The following is a 17,080-nucleotide window of genomic DNA, read 5'->3' on the forward strand; positions in this document are numbered from 1 at the left end:
CTGACACAGATGTCAGGACCATCCTCCAATTAACCCCGAAAGGGTTACGCACTCGTCATCTTCCAGTTCTGCAATTAGGGTGAGTTCTTCGTTGTCACTTGGGTCCACCGAGAACAATTCACGGCGTCCGTCTTCGTGGACAACAATGACCAACTTATTACCGCTTTTTGTATCAAACTGGTACTTAACTCCGATACCAGGCAGTGGGCATTCCCGGATATTCATGAAATCTGTCACCTCTTTAGCAATTCCATAGTTAATTTAACCGTTCACACAGTACGGATGTATTCTACTATCCATAACACCGTTTGGCAAGTCGGAAGTGAAATAGTAGTCATATCATCCGAGCTTCTTGAGCTGTGGTTATATTTTCCGCGCCTTTCTGGTTCGTCTGCGATGGACTATAAACCAAATAAGTAATGCAATGAATAGCACCAAGGCAATGCCCCCCGTAATAATGATATTCCGAATATTCGGGACCTGTACGGTTAAATCCAGCTTATTCGTATCCAGTGGGGAGACGTGCCAAATTAGAGTTTTTCCATGATCTTCGACCAGATCTGCATTGGATTCCTGTGCCTTGATTGGAAGAGTCAGCTTGAAATCAAAATTGACATCTTTCAGCAGCAAGTTTTTGAGAAATCCAGGCACCTTGTTAATTTGGTCTTTGACCTCACCGTCGGGAACGGTCTGCAGCAGGTCTACTTCCGCAGCTATATGCAATTTGGAAGTGAAAAAACCAGGTGTAGTGGATTGCTCCACCTGGATTCCATCAGGCAGATCCGACGTGCTGAAGGTAGAGACGGTATTACTTTTCTCATAATGGGTCGTCGCTTTGAGTTCTGTGCGATCTCCCTGGTCCGAGACTTCAGCCTGGAAATTATTCTTTTTCAACGAATCTGCGAGCAATGTCATGAGATTGTCTTGTCCCATCATTCCCAGAGCAGAGTCGGTTACGCTGAGATTCAGATCCAGATCCGATGAACCGTCCATATTGACCGTGACATGAGCTTCACCATCAGCACAGGCGGATAGGATAGACAGCATAAGAGTAAGTAAAAAAGCGAATAATAGCTGACGATAATAGGGTATGCGAGTCGACATTCAGTTCAAACCTTTCTGCGTATAATCCAATTCCATTTCATAGAAGTATAGTATACACCGTAAGTATGACGGATGAAACTTTGTACCCTACAAGGGCAAGGTGGAAAAATCAAATATCAATCCAAATCTGAAAAATTGACGATTGAAATTACAATGAAAAAGGACACAATATATTGAGTGAAAATGAAGATTTCGTATTTTTGTCAATGTTCAGTCAATTCAAAAGGGGTTTCACCGTGTAAACTGGTAGTAGTGTGAAGAAAAACGGAGCAGGGGGGTTACATTCATGACATACATCATTATTATGGGGATTATTATGGTTGTGGGAATGGTCGGAATGGGCTGGTTCTACAAGATTATGGACAACGATCAACACTAGGGTTATTAAAAGAAACATGAAAAGACAAGCCTATAAGCTGACTTCGTAAAGTATTGCGAGGTGGGCTTATTTGTATATAATCCCAAAAAGTCTAAAAATAGCATGAAATAATGTCGGATTTAAGTGGTATGCTTGTACATGGAAATGTTTTACACTTATATATGTAAGCGTTTACAATTAAATTTACGGGAGGCTAACATTATGGGTTTGAAGTTGAAAAAAAGATCAGGCAAGAAAGCATGGATGCTGCTGGTTATGTTATTACTGATTGCGGCCGTTCCAATTACAGCCAGCGCAGCATCGGATTCTACAGCTTATGCCAAACTTAATTTCAGCAACAACAAGTATTATATATTCAACAATAGCTGGGGAAGTTCGAGTGTCAGAGGGTGGTCCCAGTCCGTGTATGTGAACAGTAATACAGACCTAGGTTACGTTTGGAACTGGCCAACCACGTCTGGTGGTGTCAAAGCCTATCCTTCTCTTGTCAGTGGCTGGCACTGGACAGAGGGCTATACACCAGGCAGTGGGCTGCCAACACGTTTGTCTGCAAACAAAAGTATCAATACCGGAGTAGGATATTCTAAGGCGTCCAACACCAATGGAGAATATAATAATGCGTATGATATCTGGCTGCATGACATCGGGAATGCGACTTGGTCAAGTACACCGACCGAAGAAATTATGATCTGGAACGAATGGACTTCCGGTGTAGGACCCATTGGTTCCAAAGTATTTTCGAATGTATCCATTGGTGGACAGACCTATGATCTATATCGTGGCGAAATTACCGACAATGGGGTGCATCAATGGTGGGTATACTCGTTCCTCAAAAAGTCTCAATCCCCCAACAACTTTAGCATCAACGTCAAAAATTTCACCGATTATCTGATCTCCAAAAGTTACTTCACCAACAGCAAGTATGTCAGCAGTGTTGAATATGGAACCGAAATTACGAAAGGCAGCGGCCAGATCAATTACTCCAATTGGTATGTAAACGTTCAATAACTGCTCCATTTATCACGCATTATTCCTGATTCAATGAGATGCTGCTCGGAGGGAGATCCATTCCCGGCTGATGCAGCATCTTTTACATGTATGTTATACCTGACATTCAAGCGTAATATATGTAACGATTGATGTTGTTCCATTTGACCGATGGACAAATATTTTTCATAAAGATGGGATTTTTAGGCTGCTCTTTTGTATAATAGGGTTTAGTTCAACTCGGGGAATCCCGAAATATGCCTAATAGGAAAGGGTGTACATAAATGAAATTTAGTGAGTATACGTATACACGTCCCGATCTGGAACAAATCAAAACGTCATTCCGTGAGCTTCTGAGTGGTTTTGAAGCTGCGAATACGGTTGAAGAACAGAGTGGATATATGGACAAGATTAACGCGCTGCGCAGTGATTTTGAGACTCAGGCACAATTGGTCTACATCCGTCATTCCATTGATACCAATGATACGTTCTATAAAGCAGAAAACGAATTTCTGGATGAAAGCTCTCCGATCATTCAAGAATACATTACCGATTATTATCGGGCATTAGTGAACTCCAAATTCCGTGCTGAACTGGAACAAAAATGGGGTTCGCAGCTATTCCAGCTGGCAGATTTGTCTCTGAAGACATTCAGCCCGGAAATTATCGAGGACCTTCAGAAAGAGAACAAACTTTCTACGGAATACAACCAACTGATTGCTTCGGCCAAAATTCCGTTTGAAGGGGAAGAACGCACATTGCCGCAGCTGCATCCTTTTGAGTTGTCCACGGATCGTTCTATGCGGGAACGCGCATCGGAAGCAAGATATACGTTTATGGCTGAACATGAAGCTGAATTCGATCGCATTTACGACGAATTGGTGAAAGTACGTACGCAAATCGCGAAGAAGCTGGGATATCCATCGTATGTGGAACTCGGCTATGACCGTATGAACCGTACGGATTACAACGCGGAGATGGTGTCCAATTTCAGAGCGCAAGTCCGTGATTATATCGTGCCTGTAGCTACGAAGCTCAGAGAACGTCAGCGCAGCCGGATTGATGTGGATAACCTCTATTACTACGATCAGGGCTTCAGCTTTAAGACGGGGAACCCGACACCTAAAGGCGATGCCGACTGGATCATTGACAATGGTAAGAAAATGTACGCTGAATTGTCACCGGAAACGGATACGTTTTTCCAAATGATGACCGACAATGAATTGATGGACTTGGTGAGCAAAAAAGACAAGCAGGGCGGGGGATATTGTACCTTCCTGAACGATTACAAAGTACCGTTTATTTTCTCCAACTTTAACGGTACATCAGGCGATATCGACGTATTGACGCATGAAGCGGGTCACGCGTTCCAGGTATATGAGAGCCGTCACTTCGAAGTGCCTGAATACAATTGGCCGACGTATGAATCCGCAGAGATTCATTCCATGAGCATGGAATTCTTCACTTGGCCTTGGATGGAATTGTTCTTCAAGGAAGATACAGACAAATACAAGTTTGATCACCTGTCTTCCGGACTGCTCTTCATTCCTTACGGTGTAGCCGTCGATGAATTCCAGCATTTTGTCTATGCAAATCCGGATGCAACACCAGCGGAGCGCAAGCAGGCTTGGCGCAACATTGAGAAGACTTATCTGCCGCATATCAATTACAAGGATAACGCCTATCTGGAACAAGGCGGATTCTGGCATAAGCAGGGTCACATCTTCTCGTCGCCTTTCTATTACATTGACTACACACTGGCACAAATCTGTGCATTCCAGTTCTGGAAACGTAGCAACCAGGATATGAAGTCCGCATGGGCTGACTACCTGACATTGTGTAAAGCCGGAGGTAGCCTGTCCTTCACAGGATTAGTCGAACTGGCTGGGTTGAATTCTCCGTTTGAAGACGGCTGCGTATCTTCCGTCATCGGTGATATTGAAGCCTGGTTGGATGGAGTAGACGATAAGGCGTTGTAAGCTATATATATATTGAACTAAACTTTACACGATTTAGTTCAATAAAAATAATGGTCGAAGAGGTGAAAGGGAACGAGGAATAAACCTGACGTTATCGCATTCTGAGGCAGGGCGGATTTGAATGTATTCATTTACCTACCCTATACAAAGAATGCGAGGTTATACCATGTTGGTTTTACTGAATCAACCGTCCCAAAGGAATCAATTGACACCCTTCATCTCGGGTACGAACGGGCATGTGGTCATGGGTGGAGTGCTTGATGGACTTCAATGTGGACGCGTCTATGCAGACCAGCTTCATGCTCCGAAAAGTGCACTGATCTGGGCAAAAAACGAAATGTTCTATCTGATCGGAAGATCGGATAATGAACAGTTCAACAGTCTTGTCAGAGAGGTACTCGTTCAGGAGCTTTTCCCTGAGGCGTTAGGCGCTGGCGAAGACATGCTGAATCTTGAAGTGTATCCCGACCCAGGTTCAGACTGGGCTCCAGTTCTGCATCACATGTTTAATGGGCGTTTGCGAGAAGGGGTGCGGGTTCCTTTTCAATTCAATCTTGCGAAGTATGAACAGTGGCGGGAACACAACTCCAGCTCCTTGTTCGTACCTCCGGGATATAAGCTTCAAGTTATCGACCAAGCTGTAATGGTAGAGGACAAAAGTGGTATCATTGAGCATGAAATTTTGAAATTCTGGCATTCAGTGGAGGACTTCTTACGATACGGAGCAGGCACATGTACGGTTTATAAAGGGCAGGTTGTAGGTACGTGTATCTCGGTGTTTGTCAGTGGCATTTACCACGAAACAGGTATCAATACCTACGATCCGATACACCGGGGCAAGGGTCTGGCTACGGCCATGGCAAGCGCTTATGTGCAATTCGTTCTGGAAAGGAATTGTGTTCCACATTGGACGACAGAGGATTTTCGTCATGATTCCATTGCAATAGCTGGTAAGCTTGGTTTTGAACAAGGCAGACCCTATCCCGTCTATTACATGCCGATTCAGGAGCTTCTGGATTGTGAATGATGAAGATTGAACGAATAAAGTGTGCCGGGTTCGTTAAACGTTTTTTTGCATGTTGAAGATTTGCAGGGGCTATCCCAGAAGTCATGAAAAATGACCTGGGATAGCCCCTGTTTTTCAATTTGATTTGTGAATCCAAGATCAACTTATTTTTCTTTTCAAGTACTGATGAGCCAGTTGTTGAAGAGCAGTCACAATCATTGGATGAATTCGTCCAGATGAAACATTTATCAACGTGGTTGTGATTTATTTCACTATATTTGAAAACGGATTCAGTTACAATAAAGACAGTAAATCAGGGGTAACAGGAGGCTGGTTCTGATGGCAACACACGCTTATTATGTTCCGCCCGTGAACTTGATGGGCAGAGGGTGTTTAAAGGAAGCAGGCAAGATGATAAAGAAGATGGGGATTCACAAAGCGCTTGTCGTAAGTGATCGTCGATTGATCTCTTCCGGCGTTGCTGAACAAGTGCTGTCTATACTAAGAAAATCAGGGTTAGACTATGTGATATATGATGAGGTTCAGCCCAATCCGACCTGTCAGAATGTACATGACGGACTTCAACTATTTCAGGATCATGGCTGTGACGCCATTATATCGATAGGCGGAGGTTCACCGCAGGATGCTGCCAAAGGTATCGGCATTGTAGCAACCAACGGTGGACATATCCGTGAATATGAAGGATTACATCAATCGAAACACAAGTCCGTGCCGCTAGTTGCGATTAACACAACAGCGGGCACGTCGAGTGAGGTGACTATGAATTACGTGATTACAGATGAGGAACGCAAGGTGAAAATGGTGATGGTGGATCGAAACAGTCTCGTCGACCTGTCGGTGAATGACCCGGAACTGATGCTGAGCAAGCCTGCCAGTCTTACTGCGGCTACAGGCATGGATGCGTTGACCCATGCGGTTGAGGCCATGGTGACGCCTGGTGGTTTTACTGTAACGAGCGCCACAGCGGCAGCAGCCGTTGAGCTGATCTTTGAATATTTACCCAGAGCCGTTAAGGATGGTAGTGATCTGGAGGCAAGAGAGCATATGACTTATGCGTGTTTCCTTGGCGGGATTGCTTTTAACAATGCGGGCTTGGGCTATGTTCATGCGATGGCTCACCAGCTTGGGGGAGTCTACGATCTGCCACATGGGGTATGTAACGCGATGTTGCTTCCTTATGTAGAAGAGATGAATGCCAAGCATGTACCCGGTAAATTCCGGCATATTGCCAAAGCGATCGGTATGGACGTGAAGGGCAGAAGTGATGAGGAATGCTCCGATTACGTGATTGAAGCTATTCGTCAACTTTCCAAAGAGGTTGGCATTCCTGAGAAGCTGTCTGAATTGGGTGTGAAAGACCCTGATGTTGAATGGCTGGCGGATAACGCCATGAAAGATGCCTGTGCACCAAGCAATCCATATGAACCCTCCAAGGAAGAAGTGATGGAGCTGTTCCGTAAAATTATATAGAGTATCATAGCAATTCGTATAATAGAATGGAAAGTCCCGCTGGGAAAAAGTGATGGGTATGAGTGTATCCAGTGGATAAAAGGAGAAATAGGCCGGGAGAGATCTCGGTTTTTTTATCATATAGTTTTAAAATTTAATTACTTATTTTTCCAGTTAATGTTAAGGGCAAAACAAAAGGATTTTGAAGACCTATTATCGAATACAATATTTAATAACAGCGGCATAAGGGAGGGAGTGATATCCACTTATACTTTTGTCGAAGTTTTCCAGCAAGATTCCTCAACCCGTTTCGTGTTTAATGTTATATAGGAGTCGTGTATTGCATTTTTCACGGGGTACACCTTAATTTGTACATCCACCTATCACCTCTACACAACAAGTCCAGGCAATTCTGCATGTATCATCTACTTTCAGACACTACAAGAATGACGTTCGGCTGCAATTTCGATGAAACACAGTCTGTACAGCATGCTCCTAATCATGACAAAAGTGTCCACACAACAGAATATCGGATTATGGGCTCTGAAATGAATCAGAACGAATGCACATGGAGGAGGCTGTAATGATGGCAAAAAAAGAAGTTGTAGCGATGCTGCTCGCTGGAGGGCAAGGCAAAAGGTTAAAGGGATTGACCAAATCACTGGCCAAGCCCGCTGTTTATTTTGGCGGAACTTATCGTATCATTGATTTTCCACTTAGTAACTGCTCCAATTCAGGCATCGACACGGTCGGTGTGTTAACCCAATATGAACCTCTGGTGCTGCACTCATATATCGGCATTGGCAGTGATTGGGATCTGGACCGCAAAAATGGCGGGGTATATGTGCTTCCTCCTCATGAACGTGAAGACGGCAGTAACTGGTACCGTGGTACGGCGGATGCGATATACCGGAACCTGAATTTTATCGAACAATTCGATCCTGAGCATGTGCTCATCTTGTCAGGGGATCATATCTATAAAATGGATTACGAGAAAATGCTTCAATACCATAAGGAAAAGGATGCAGATTGCACCATATCAGTCGTTGACGTTCCGTTGGAAGAAGCCAGCCGGTTCGGGCTGCTCAACACCCACGATGATTATCGCATCTATGAATTCGAAGAAAAACCTCCTGAACCCAAGAGTACGCTTGCTTCCATGGGTATTTATCTCTTCAAGTGGGATGTGCTGAAACGCTTCCTGATCCAGGACGAACAACAGGCATCCACCTCCTATGATTTTGGCAAAGATATCATTCCCTTGTTGCTTGAAAATGAAAAATTACTATACGCCTATCCGTTTGAGGGGTATTGGAAGGACGTAGGTACGATCCGCAGTCTGTGGGAATCCAATATGGACCTGCTGGATGAGGAGACACCGTTTAATCTGAACGACCCCGACTGGCGTATCTTTACCCGTAACCCTAATCAGCCTGCGCAATATATTTCACCTTCTGCGAAGGTGCGGAACTGCATCATCAGTGAAGGCAGTGTTGTACATGGTGAGGTTAATCACTCGGTGTTGTTCTACGGGATTGAGGTGGGCGAGAATAGCTCAGTAACGGATTCAGTGATCATGCCAAAAGTGAAGATCGGTCAACATGTACGCATTCACAAAGCTATTATTGCCGAAGGATTGGTGATCCCGGATGGAGTACATCTGTCACCCGCTCCTGAGGATGAAAGTGATATATTACTGGTCGATCAGGAAGAACTGGAACGTCAGCTTCTCGAGGGAATGACAAGCAAAGCCTAATCTAAACCCCAAAGGACGGTGCATGCGATGAAACCATTGATCGGAGTTATTAACCTTGACCATGAGCTTGAGGAATTGAAGGAATTGACGTACTTTCGCTGCGGAGCCGCGGTACCCTATGCCGGGCGCTACCGTCTGATTGATTTTGTATTGTCCAATATGATGAATGCTGGCATTGAGAGTATCGGCGTATTTGTCCGTCGGAAGTATCGTTCACTCATGGATCATCTGGGAGACGGTAAGCCGTGGGATCTGGATCGCAAACATGGAGGCATGTTTATTTTGCCCCCGGACTGGAACGATCCGACCGATACGTCACAAGGGGATTTGCAGCATTTTCACAATAATCTCGATTTCTTTCGTCGGGGTTCCGGGCAATATGTCGTTCATGCAGGCAGTCGGCACGTGACCAAAGCAGATCTGCAGGATGTGTACAGGTACCATATAAGCAAGGGCGCGGATGTGACATTGGTTTGCAAAAAAGTGGATCAACTTCTGCCTGAGCATGACGCCTGTGTCAAAGTTGAAGATGACGGGAACGGCAATGTGGTGGACATTCACCAAAGCGCCGATCATCCGAATATATATACAGAAATTTTCATTATGGAAAAAGAATTGTTCCTGCGCCAGGTGCAGCGCTGCATTGCTCATGGGGAAAGCCATTTCTTCCGTGATGTAATCCAGAAAAACCCGGATGGCTTGAACATTGCTGCATATGCCTATGATGGCTATCATGCCGTGATTAATTCAATCGACAGCTATTACCGCAACAGTCTGGAACTGTTAAATAGCGGACTGTATGAACAACTGTTCAAGGAACAGCCTGTTCAGACCAAGATTAAGTATGAGGCTCCGGCCAAATATTTGGACACCGCTGAGGTGAAGCACTCCTTACTTGCAAACGGCTGTATTGTAGGCGGGGAAGTGGAAGACAGCATTCTGTTCCGTGGGGTGCATGTGGCGAAGGGTGCCAAAATTAAAGGTTCTATTATTATGCAAAAATGCTACATCGGAGAAGGCGCCGTTCTGGAGAACGTTATTCTCGACAAAGATGTGAAGCTAAGCGGCGGCCAGACGCTGATCGGCGACCCGTCCAACCCGTATATTTTGGCAAAGAGTACTATTATCTAATACCGACACTTAACCGATATCATCTATAAATATATATAAAATAAAAATCCTGTAGGATGGATTTAAGGTTCATGCTGCTTCGAAGCATGGGTGCCACAGCTAAAGCTACGGTTATACGTGCTAACGCAGTGGAGGTGACGAGATCGATTCTGAAGAAGCGTCAGCGTTCGGAAGAACGATTCGTAACCGGAACGGGCTCTTAGCCGGAAGTGCAGCTTTGAAAGGTGTAGCACTCATGTGTAAGAAACAAGTATGAACCGCCACTATCCTACAGGATTTCACCGGGAGGAACCTTCTTTTGTTTGACAACAAGGAAACGTTCAAGAGTATTTTTAGGCGGAATCTGGTCAGCAAATTGGGCAAACCGTTAGCAGAAGCGACGCAGGAGGATGTTTATCACGTACTTGGAAGCATGATCCGTGAATATGCGGGTCAGGATTGGGCGGCGTCGAATCAGGGGTTTAAGCAGCGCCAGGATAAACAGGTCTATTACTTCTCGCTGGAATTCCTGATTGGACGTCTGCTCGGCAACAACCTGCTAAATGTGAATGAACTGGAACTGGTTCGTGACAGTCTGGCTGAACTGGGCTTCTCTTTGGAAGATGTGGAAGAACAGGAGGCGGATGCAGGTCTGGGTAACGGAGGTCTGGGACGGCTCGCGGCCTGTTTCCTGGATTCATTGGCATCGCTCGGTTATGCAGGACATGGGTGTGGAATTCGATATAAATATGGCTTGTTTGAGCAAAAAATCATCAACGGCAATCAGGTGGAATTACCTGATAATTGGCTCGATAAGGGAAATGAATGGGAAGTCCGCCGTCCGGACAAAAAGGTGGAGGTACAATTCTGGGGCCGGGTGGAAGCCCATGAACAGGATGGACATTACCAATTTGTTACCAAGGATGCGGAATCTGTTGTAGCTGTGCCGTATGATGTACCCGTCATTGGTTATGGTCAGCCCCATGTAAACACATTACGGCTGTGGAGTGCGGAGCCGAAGCGGGAAACATCGCAGGATACCCCTTCGAACTATTACGGATATCTGGATTACAGTCGTTCGGTTGAATCCATTTCAGAGTTTTTGTACCCCGATGATTCCCAATACGAGGGTAAGCTGCTCCGATTGAAACAGCAGTACTTTATGTGTTCAGCAGGTGTACAGAGTGCCTTGCGTACGTTTAACAAATTGGAGCTTTCCTATGATCGGTTGCCGGATAAAGTGGCGTTCCATATCAATGACACCCACCCTACACTGGTCATTCCGGAGCTAATGCGGATTCTAATTGATGTCAAAGGCTATGGATGGGATGAGGCTTGGGATATCACGACTCGTACGGTATCCTATACGAACCATACAACATTAAGTGAGGCGCTTGAAAAATGGCCTGTAGCCATGATCAGTAAGCTGCTGCCACGCATTTATATGATCATTGAAGAGATCAACAAACGTTTCTGCGGCATGCTGCTTGAACGTTATCCAGGAGACCCGGATCGTATTCAGCATCTGGCGATTGTTGCTAATGATCAGGTGCGGATGGCTCATCTGGCGATTGTGGGCAGTCATAGCGTCAACGGTGTGGCGGCTCTGCATACCGAGATTTTGAAGGAACGGGAGATGGCGCCGTTCTATGCACTCTACCCAGAGCGATTCAACAACAAAACCAATGGCATCACTCATCGCCGCTGGTTGATGCATGCCAACCCGAAGCTGTCGAATCTGATCACCAATACGATTGGCGGGAAGTGGATTACAGAGCCGGGAAGGCTGAATGAGTTGGTAGGAGCTGCGGATGATGCTTCATTCCAGCAGCAATTCCAATCCATCAAACGCCATAATAAGGAGCGGCTCGCTGCATATATCCTGGATCATACAGGAACAGCTGTCAATCCGGAATCCATTTTTGATGTACAGGTGAAAAGGCTTCATGGCTACAAACGGCAGTTGCTGAACATTCTGCATGTCATGCATTTGTACAACCGGCTCAAGAGCGATGCTTCATTTGATATCGTGCCACGTACATTCATCTTTGGAGCAAAAGCAGCGCCAAGTTATTATTTTGCCAAGAAAATTATCAAGCTGATTAACACGGTGGCGGATACTGTAAATCGGGATACGGCCGTGAACGATCGTTTGCAAGTGTTTTTCCTGGAAAACTACTCAGTCTCTCTTGCGGAAAAAATCATTCCGGCAGCGGACGTCAGTGAACAAATCTCGACTGCAGGTAAGGAAGCTTCCGGTACCGGTAACATGAAGTTCATGATGAACGGTGCATTAACCATCGGTACGATGGATGGGGCGAATGTCGAGATGGCAGAGCAGGTCGGGGAAGATAATATGTTTATCTTTGGTCTGCGGGCAGATGAAGTCCTTGAGTATTATCGTTCCGGCAGCTATCGACCGGGTGAGATTGTTCAGCAGGATGAACGGATTCGCGAGGTGGTGGAGCAGTTGGTACATCCAGGTGCATTCTGTGAACGTGACGGTGAATTCTGGGATATCTATGATTCCTTGCTGGCGCATGGCGACGAGTACTTTGTATTACGCGACTTTGCCGCCTATGCCGATGCCCATGCTGCCATTGATTCAGCATACCGCGATGTAGCGGGCTGGACACGCAAGGCGGTGCTGAATACGGCTCAATCCGGCATTTTCTCCAGTGATCGCACCATTAGTGAATATGCGACGGATATCTGGGGTATTCATCCGGTGTCCGGACACTGGAAAGGATAAAGATTTATTGTTTAACAAAGAAAACCCCTTGTACACTAGGTTGATCTCTGTTGGGTTGATATACATTCATCAGAGATCGCTCCTTGTTGCACAAGGGGATTTTTTGTATGAGTCAGCCGACTGGTCGGGACACGCTTTGGGCCTTATCGCGCCGCTTTTCACGACGGAGGATGATCGGGACCGTGATTACTGCAGCGATCACCAACAACGGAGCTAGTAAACCAGCGATGGGTAATGCCGACGCGCCATTTGCTGAGAAAACGCTCAAGTCCCAGAACCCGTGCAGGAATATGGAGGCCACGAGCGAACCGGTAGACCGCCGGGCGAGGTAGAAGATCGAACCGAGGCCGAAAGCGATAATTACCTGGAACAGGGCTCCTGCTCCAATGCCCCAGAACATGTTTGGCAGGTGGAAGACTGCGAACATCGCTGTTGAGAGCAGCCAGACCCCGGTTTCGCCGAATCGGCTGCGCAGAGCAACGATCAACTGACCTCGGTTGATCATCTCTTCATTGAAGCCGACCATGATACTGCCAAAGATGAGATACAGCCACATGAGGGGCGTGACACGGGTGAAATCGCCAGTCAGCATGTTCACGATCGCGATGACCATCATGATGATCGGGAGAGTCATTGTCCATCGAGAAAGACGCCGTCTTTCAACCAGGCTAGGGCGCCACCATCCGTAGATCGTGACCATTGTGATGGTCAGCACGGCACCGCCGGACAGCGGTGCTATGTACCAGAGAAGAAGGGTCCGCTCACTTTCACCCACTCGTGTGTAGTCGATGCCGTTGAGCAAGAAGATCGCGTAGAAGACTGCGCTGTAGAGGAAATAGGTGAGAATACCCCATCCTACGCGGGGACGAACCCGAAGGGCAGGATTCAAAGATTCTTGCAGCTTGTCCCTATTGATTGACATTATAAACACTCCTACAATAAATTATTTTTTTTCATTTGCTAAGTGACGAGGAACATATTTGAATTGCTCCCTCATTTACAATTCTAGTAGACCAAGTTGAATAGAAGCTAAACAAATGGATGAAAACCAGCTAAATTTAGGCTGCTGTCATTTAGGTTCTGTTTAGGTAACTATGTTTTACGGTGATCAGGGTGATAATGGTCTTTCCTACTTTGTACTTGGTGAACAATAATCAGGAAATGACTATGATCAACTGGTTTCGGTGAAATTTGAAGAAGGTGATAGGAAGGGAAGGGGCGGATTTTGAGGTGCAAGATGTAAGGAAGTGTATGGAAGTCTACCCCTGAGCAACTGGACATGAAGATCTATATCCCGGTAAAATAGACCTTACCGCTCCGCGGAAAAAAGGACGGAGGAAATCAGATAATGAACGAAGGCTCGTGGCTCCACTCCAGACGGATGCTCGCTATCGTTGCCTGCATGGCAGTACTGTACATGTTGATTATGGGGAACTTGCTCTTTGTCAACGGGAGAACGCCTGGCGTGAATTATCAATATAATTTTGTACCTTTAGAGACAATCAAGCCTCTACTTTTTGAAAGAGACAGATACCACACGGAAGCCTGGGTGAAGAACCTGTTTGGCAACATTGTCTTGTTCATCCCGCTTGGCATATGGATACCCTGGTTATTCCGCAGGTGCCGAAAGTTCTGGCCATTTACAGGGGTTGTCGTCTTACTTTTGTTCGCTGTTGAGGTTACACAATGGATTACCCGCCTGGGTTCGTTTGATGTCGATGACATTATGTTGAATACAGTGGGTGCCTGGATTGGATACATAGGGTTTGCCTTATTCCTATACTCACAGGGAAAGACTCGAGATTGAACTGCAACTAGCGGTCAATGATCGGGTCTTTTTGTGTTCCTGCACCTTCTTGAGTCTTTCAAAGTGTTTATAATAGGGCCATTTCGGATAAAACATACTAACGGGTTATATAGTAATGAAGAATGAAGTAATGAAGGCGAGGTGGGCAATATCGTTTGGTGGAAAGAGAGTGTGGTGTACCAGATCTATCCCAACAGCTTCAAAGATTCGGATGGGGACGGTTTGGGTGACTTGCAGGGGATATATGACAAGCTCGATTATTTGACTGGACTGGGCGTGGATGTGATTTGGATCTGTCCAATCTACGATTCACCTGGTCATGATAACGGATATGATATCCGGGATTATTACTCTATATTACGCAAATATGGCACGATGGAGGATTTTGATCGTTTGCTGGCCGAGGCTCACAAGCGTGGTCTCAAGATCATGATGGATCTGGTGCTGAATCACACGTCGGATGAACACGCATGGTTTGTCGAGTCACGTTCATCGAAAGTGAATCCGAAACGGGATTATTATATTTGGCGCTCAGGCAAAAATGGCCAGGTTCCAAACAACTGGGAGTCCTATTTTGGGGGTTCAGTGTGGAAGCATGATCCTGAAACAAATGAATATTATTTGCACCTCTATTCTGAACACCAGCCCGACCTGAATTGGAACAATGCAAAGATGGCAGAAGAGATGTATGAGATGGTGCACTGGTGGTTGCAAAAAGGTGTGGATGGTTTCCGGTTCGATGCGGTGGCGCATATCGCCAAGGCAGAGGGGTTACCCAGCGCGCATAATCCGGATAATCTGCCAGTCGTTCCAGCGTACCAGCTGTTTTCCAATCTCGAACAGGTGCATTCGATTCTGAACAAACTCAACGACATGATCCTGAAGCCATACGGTCCAATGACCGTTGGAGAGACTTCGGGGCTTGGACCGGAACAGGCGCTGGCCTATGTTGGGACAGATCGGAATGAACTCAATATGGTGTTCCAGTTTGAGCATATGTTTGTGGACGCCCAATCGTCCGGAATCGGCAAATGGAACTATCGGGAGTGGAAGCTGCCCGAGCTGAAAGAAATTATGAGCCGCTGGCAAACCGTGCTGCATGACAGAGGCTGGAATGCCAATTATATGGGCAATCATGATCAGCCGCGTCCGGTATCCCGCTTTGGTGATGATGGAAGGTACAGGGTGCGATCTGCCCAGATGCTGGCTACATGGATGCTTACATTGGAAGGTACGCCGTACATTTACCAAGGCGAAGAGATCGGCATGACCAATGTTGCCTTCTCGGATATTGAGCAATACCGGGATATCGAGACGAAAAATTATTACAATCATTATATTGGTCAAGGTAAAGCGAAGCATGAAGTCATGCAGGCGATCTGGCGCAAGAGTCGGGATAATGCTCGTACGCCGATGCAGTGGGATGATACGGAGCATGCCGGATTCACCGATGGCCAGCCATGGATTCAGGTGAATGAGAATTATACCGAGATTAATGTGGCCGATGCCGAACGTGATCCACAGTCCATTTTACATTATTACCGCAGGCTGATTGCACTTCGCAAACAATATAAAGTGCTCATCTACGGGGCATATGAGCTGTTGCTGCCAGATGACCCCGATATCTATGCCTATACCCGAACACTGGATGATGAGCAGATATTGGTCATCCTGAACTTCCGTGAGCATGAGCCTGAGATGCACTGGCCGGAAGGCTGGCAAGCTGAGCGTGCCAAACTACTCATCAGCAATGTAAGCAAACGTTATTCCACTGATGAAGGTGTAATTCTCCTCCAGCCGTATGAAGCAAGAGTTTATCAAATGCAGCGATAAGGCACAATTTTGCTTTGGCGAAGAGGTTTGATTTATAATAAATGTTGAAATCAATCGAAAAGAACACATATGTCAGGAGGACAACAAGTTGCTGAATATTACCTTCCACGGACACTCCAGTGTACAACTGGGAACAGAAGAGAAGTCGTTGATTATTGATCCTTTCCTGCGTGGCAATGAACTTGCTGTCACCAAACCGGAAGATATCAAGACCGATGCTGTTTTGCTGACACATGCCCATATGGATCACATTCTGGATGCTGAACCGATTGCCAAGGCCAATCATGCCAAGGTGGTTGCCATTGTCGAGCTGGCTACATATATGTCATGGAAAGGTCTGGACACCATAGGCATGAACATGGGTGGAACGGTGGATCTTGGTTTTGCCCAAGCCAAAATGATTCAGGCTTTCCATACATCCGGCATCGTGCTGGAAGAGGAACAACGGATCATGTACGCAGGATTGCCTGCAGGATATATTATTAACATAGGTGGCAAAACCATTTTGCATGCCGGGGATACCAGCTTGTTCGGTGATATGAAAATGATTGGTGATCGTCATGACATCGACGTAGCGTTCCTGCCTATAGGCGGACATTTCACCATGGGGCCGGAGGATGCACTTCAAGCCGCTGAGTGGTTCAATGCCAAGCTGACGATTCCGGTGCATTATGATACATTTCCGGTCATCCGTCAGGATGCGGAACGTTTTGTTCAGCAACTGGCTGAGAAAGGTCTCGAAGGTCGTGTACTGGCACCAGGACAGTCCCTTACTCTCTAATGATCTTTTATTGAGCACTGTTCAATACTAAAAGAAATAACAGCTAAAGACGAATATGACGTCAAGATAACTGACGTGGTATTCGTCTTTTTTTCGGTTTCAAGTTCAATTTTGAC

At 46.0% G+C, this 17,080-nt stretch carries 14 protein-coding genes; 11 read left to right on the forward strand and 3 right to left on the reverse strand.

The genetic code is table 11. From position 1 onward, the window contains the following. Window positions 1-12: 12 nt before the first annotated feature. Window positions 13-225 carry a hypothetical protein gene (locus P364_RS0119925; protein ID WP_029881135.1) on the reverse strand — a complete coding sequence of 71 codons (213 nt, stop codon included), beginning with the start codon at window positions 223-225 and terminating at the stop codon, window positions 13-15. Between the two features lie 138 nt (window positions 226-363). Then, a complete protein-coding gene (locus P364_RS0119930) occupies window positions 364-1,104 on the reverse strand; it encodes a hypothetical protein (RefSeq protein ID WP_024631842.1) in 741 nt (246 codons plus the stop codon). Window positions 1,105-1,684: 580 nt separating this feature from the next. Here P364_RS0119930 and P364_RS0119940 point away from each other — a divergent pair. The 8 genes from P364_RS0119940 (at window position 1,685) to P364_RS0119975 (ending at window position 12,543) form a co-directional block, all read left to right on the forward strand. Further along, window positions 1,685-2,491, forward strand: coding sequence for a glycoside hydrolase (locus P364_RS0119940; RefSeq protein WP_024631843.1), 807 nt, complete (start codon window positions 1,685-1,687; stop codon window positions 2,489-2,491). Between the two features lie 263 nt (window positions 2,492-2,754). Beyond that, on the forward strand, window positions 2,755-4,449 hold the full coding sequence (locus P364_RS0119945; RefSeq protein ID WP_024631844.1) for a M3 family oligoendopeptidase: 1,695 nt from the start codon (window positions 2,755-2,757) through the stop codon (window positions 4,447-4,449). Window positions 4,450-4,615: 166 nt separating this feature from the next. After that, window positions 4,616-5,476 (forward strand): GNAT family N-acetyltransferase, encoded by an 861-nt coding sequence (locus P364_RS0119950; protein ID WP_024631845.1) that lies wholly within the window; start codon window positions 4,616-4,618, stop codon window positions 5,474-5,476. 318 nt (window positions 5,477-5,794) lie between these two features. Further along, entirely contained in the window at window positions 5,795-6,946 is a 1,152-nt protein-coding gene (locus tag P364_RS0119955; RefSeq protein ID WP_024631846.1) for an iron-containing alcohol dehydrogenase, read from the forward strand. A 565-nt stretch (window positions 6,947-7,511) separates the two neighbouring features. Further along, entirely contained in the window at window positions 7,512-8,681 is a 1,170-nt protein-coding gene (locus P364_RS0119960; RefSeq protein ID WP_024631847.1) for a glucose-1-phosphate adenylyltransferase, read from the forward strand. A 27-nt stretch (window positions 8,682-8,708) separates the two neighbouring features. Then, complete coding sequence (glgD, locus tag P364_RS0119965; protein WP_024631848.1) at window positions 8,709-9,812, forward strand: glucose-1-phosphate adenylyltransferase subunit GlgD; 1,104 nt, start codon at window positions 8,709-8,711, stop codon at window positions 9,810-9,812. A 71-nt stretch (window positions 9,813-9,883) separates the two neighbouring features. Beyond that, the gene (locus tag P364_RS38500; RefSeq protein ID WP_256984621.1) at window positions 9,884-10,015 is read left to right on the forward strand and encodes a hypothetical protein; all 132 of its coding nucleotides are present in this window, start codon (window positions 9,884-9,886) and stop codon (window positions 10,013-10,015) included. Window positions 10,016-10,110: 95 nt separating this feature from the next. Further along, complete coding sequence (locus tag P364_RS0119975; protein ID WP_024631849.1) at window positions 10,111-12,543, forward strand: glycogen/starch/alpha-glucan phosphorylase; 2,433 nt, start codon at window positions 10,111-10,113, stop codon at window positions 12,541-12,543. A 112-nt stretch (window positions 12,544-12,655) separates the two neighbouring features. Here P364_RS0119975 and P364_RS0119980 read toward each other — a convergent pair whose 3' ends face one another. Continuing rightward, entirely contained in the window at window positions 12,656-13,465 is an 810-nt protein-coding gene (locus tag P364_RS0119980) for a CPBP family intramembrane glutamic endopeptidase (protein WP_024631850.1), read from the reverse strand. Window positions 13,466-13,891: 426 nt separating this feature from the next. Between P364_RS0119980 and P364_RS0119985 the strand changes: the two genes are divergently transcribed. The 3 genes from P364_RS0119985 to P364_RS0119995 all read left to right on the forward strand — a co-directional run bounded on the left by P364_RS0119985 (window position 13,892) and on the right by P364_RS0119995 (window position 16,964). After that, complete coding sequence (locus tag P364_RS0119985; RefSeq protein WP_024631851.1) at window positions 13,892-14,350, forward strand: VanZ family protein; 459 nt, start codon at window positions 13,892-13,894, stop codon at window positions 14,348-14,350. A gap of 141 nt (window positions 14,351-14,491) precedes the next feature. Next, window positions 14,492-16,183 (forward strand): glycoside hydrolase family 13 protein, encoded by a 1,692-nt coding sequence (locus P364_RS0119990; RefSeq protein WP_024631852.1) that lies wholly within the window; start codon window positions 14,492-14,494, stop codon window positions 16,181-16,183. 88 nt (window positions 16,184-16,271) lie between these two features. Beyond that, window positions 16,272-16,964: a metal-dependent hydrolase gene (locus P364_RS0119995; protein WP_024631853.1), complete on the forward strand. Its 693-nt coding sequence runs from the start codon at window positions 16,272-16,274 to the stop codon at window positions 16,962-16,964. Window positions 16,965-17,080: the final 116 nt, after the last annotated feature.

Origin of the sequence: Paenibacillus sp. MAEPY2 (genome assembly GCF_000499205.1) — a bacterium.
In the GTDB taxonomy this organism is placed as follows: Bacteria; Bacillota; Bacilli; order Paenibacillales; family Paenibacillaceae; genus Paenibacillus; species Paenibacillus vandeheii.

Coding starts and splice junctions, on each gene's coding strand:
- P364_RS0119955 (WP_024631846.1), top strand. CDS start 5,795: ATGGCAACACACGCTTATTATGTTCCGCCCGTGAACTTGATGGGCAGA.
- P364_RS0119950 (WP_024631845.1), top strand. CDS start 4,616: ATGTTGGTTTTACTGAATCAACCGTCCCAAAGGAATCAATTGACACCC.
- P364_RS0119945 (WP_024631844.1), top strand. CDS start 2,755: ATGAAATTTAGTGAGTATACGTATACACGTCCCGATCTGGAACAAATC.
- glgD (WP_024631848.1), top strand. CDS start 8,709: ATGAAACCATTGATCGGAGTTATTAACCTTGACCATGAGCTTGAGGAA.
- P364_RS0119930 (WP_024631842.1), bottom strand. CDS start 1,104: ATGTCGACTCGCATACCCTATTATCGTCAGCTATTATTCGCTTTTTTA.
- P364_RS0119960 (WP_024631847.1), top strand. CDS start 7,512: ATGGCAAAAAAAGAAGTTGTAGCGATGCTGCTCGCTGGAGGGCAAGGC.
- P364_RS38500 (WP_256984621.1), top strand. CDS start 9,884: ATGCTGCTTCGAAGCATGGGTGCCACAGCTAAAGCTACGGTTATACGT.
- P364_RS0119925 (WP_029881135.1), bottom strand. CDS start 225: ATGAATATCCGGGAATGCCCACTGCCTGGTATCGGAGTTAAGTACCAG.
- P364_RS0119980 (WP_024631850.1), bottom strand. CDS start 13,465: ATGTCAATCAATAGGGACAAGCTGCAAGAATCTTTGAATCCTGCCCTT.
- P364_RS0119985 (WP_024631851.1), top strand. CDS start 13,892: ATGAACGAAGGCTCGTGGCTCCACTCCAGACGGATGCTCGCTATCGTT.
- P364_RS0119940 (WP_024631843.1), top strand. CDS start 1,685: ATGGGTTTGAAGTTGAAAAAAAGATCAGGCAAGAAAGCATGGATGCTG.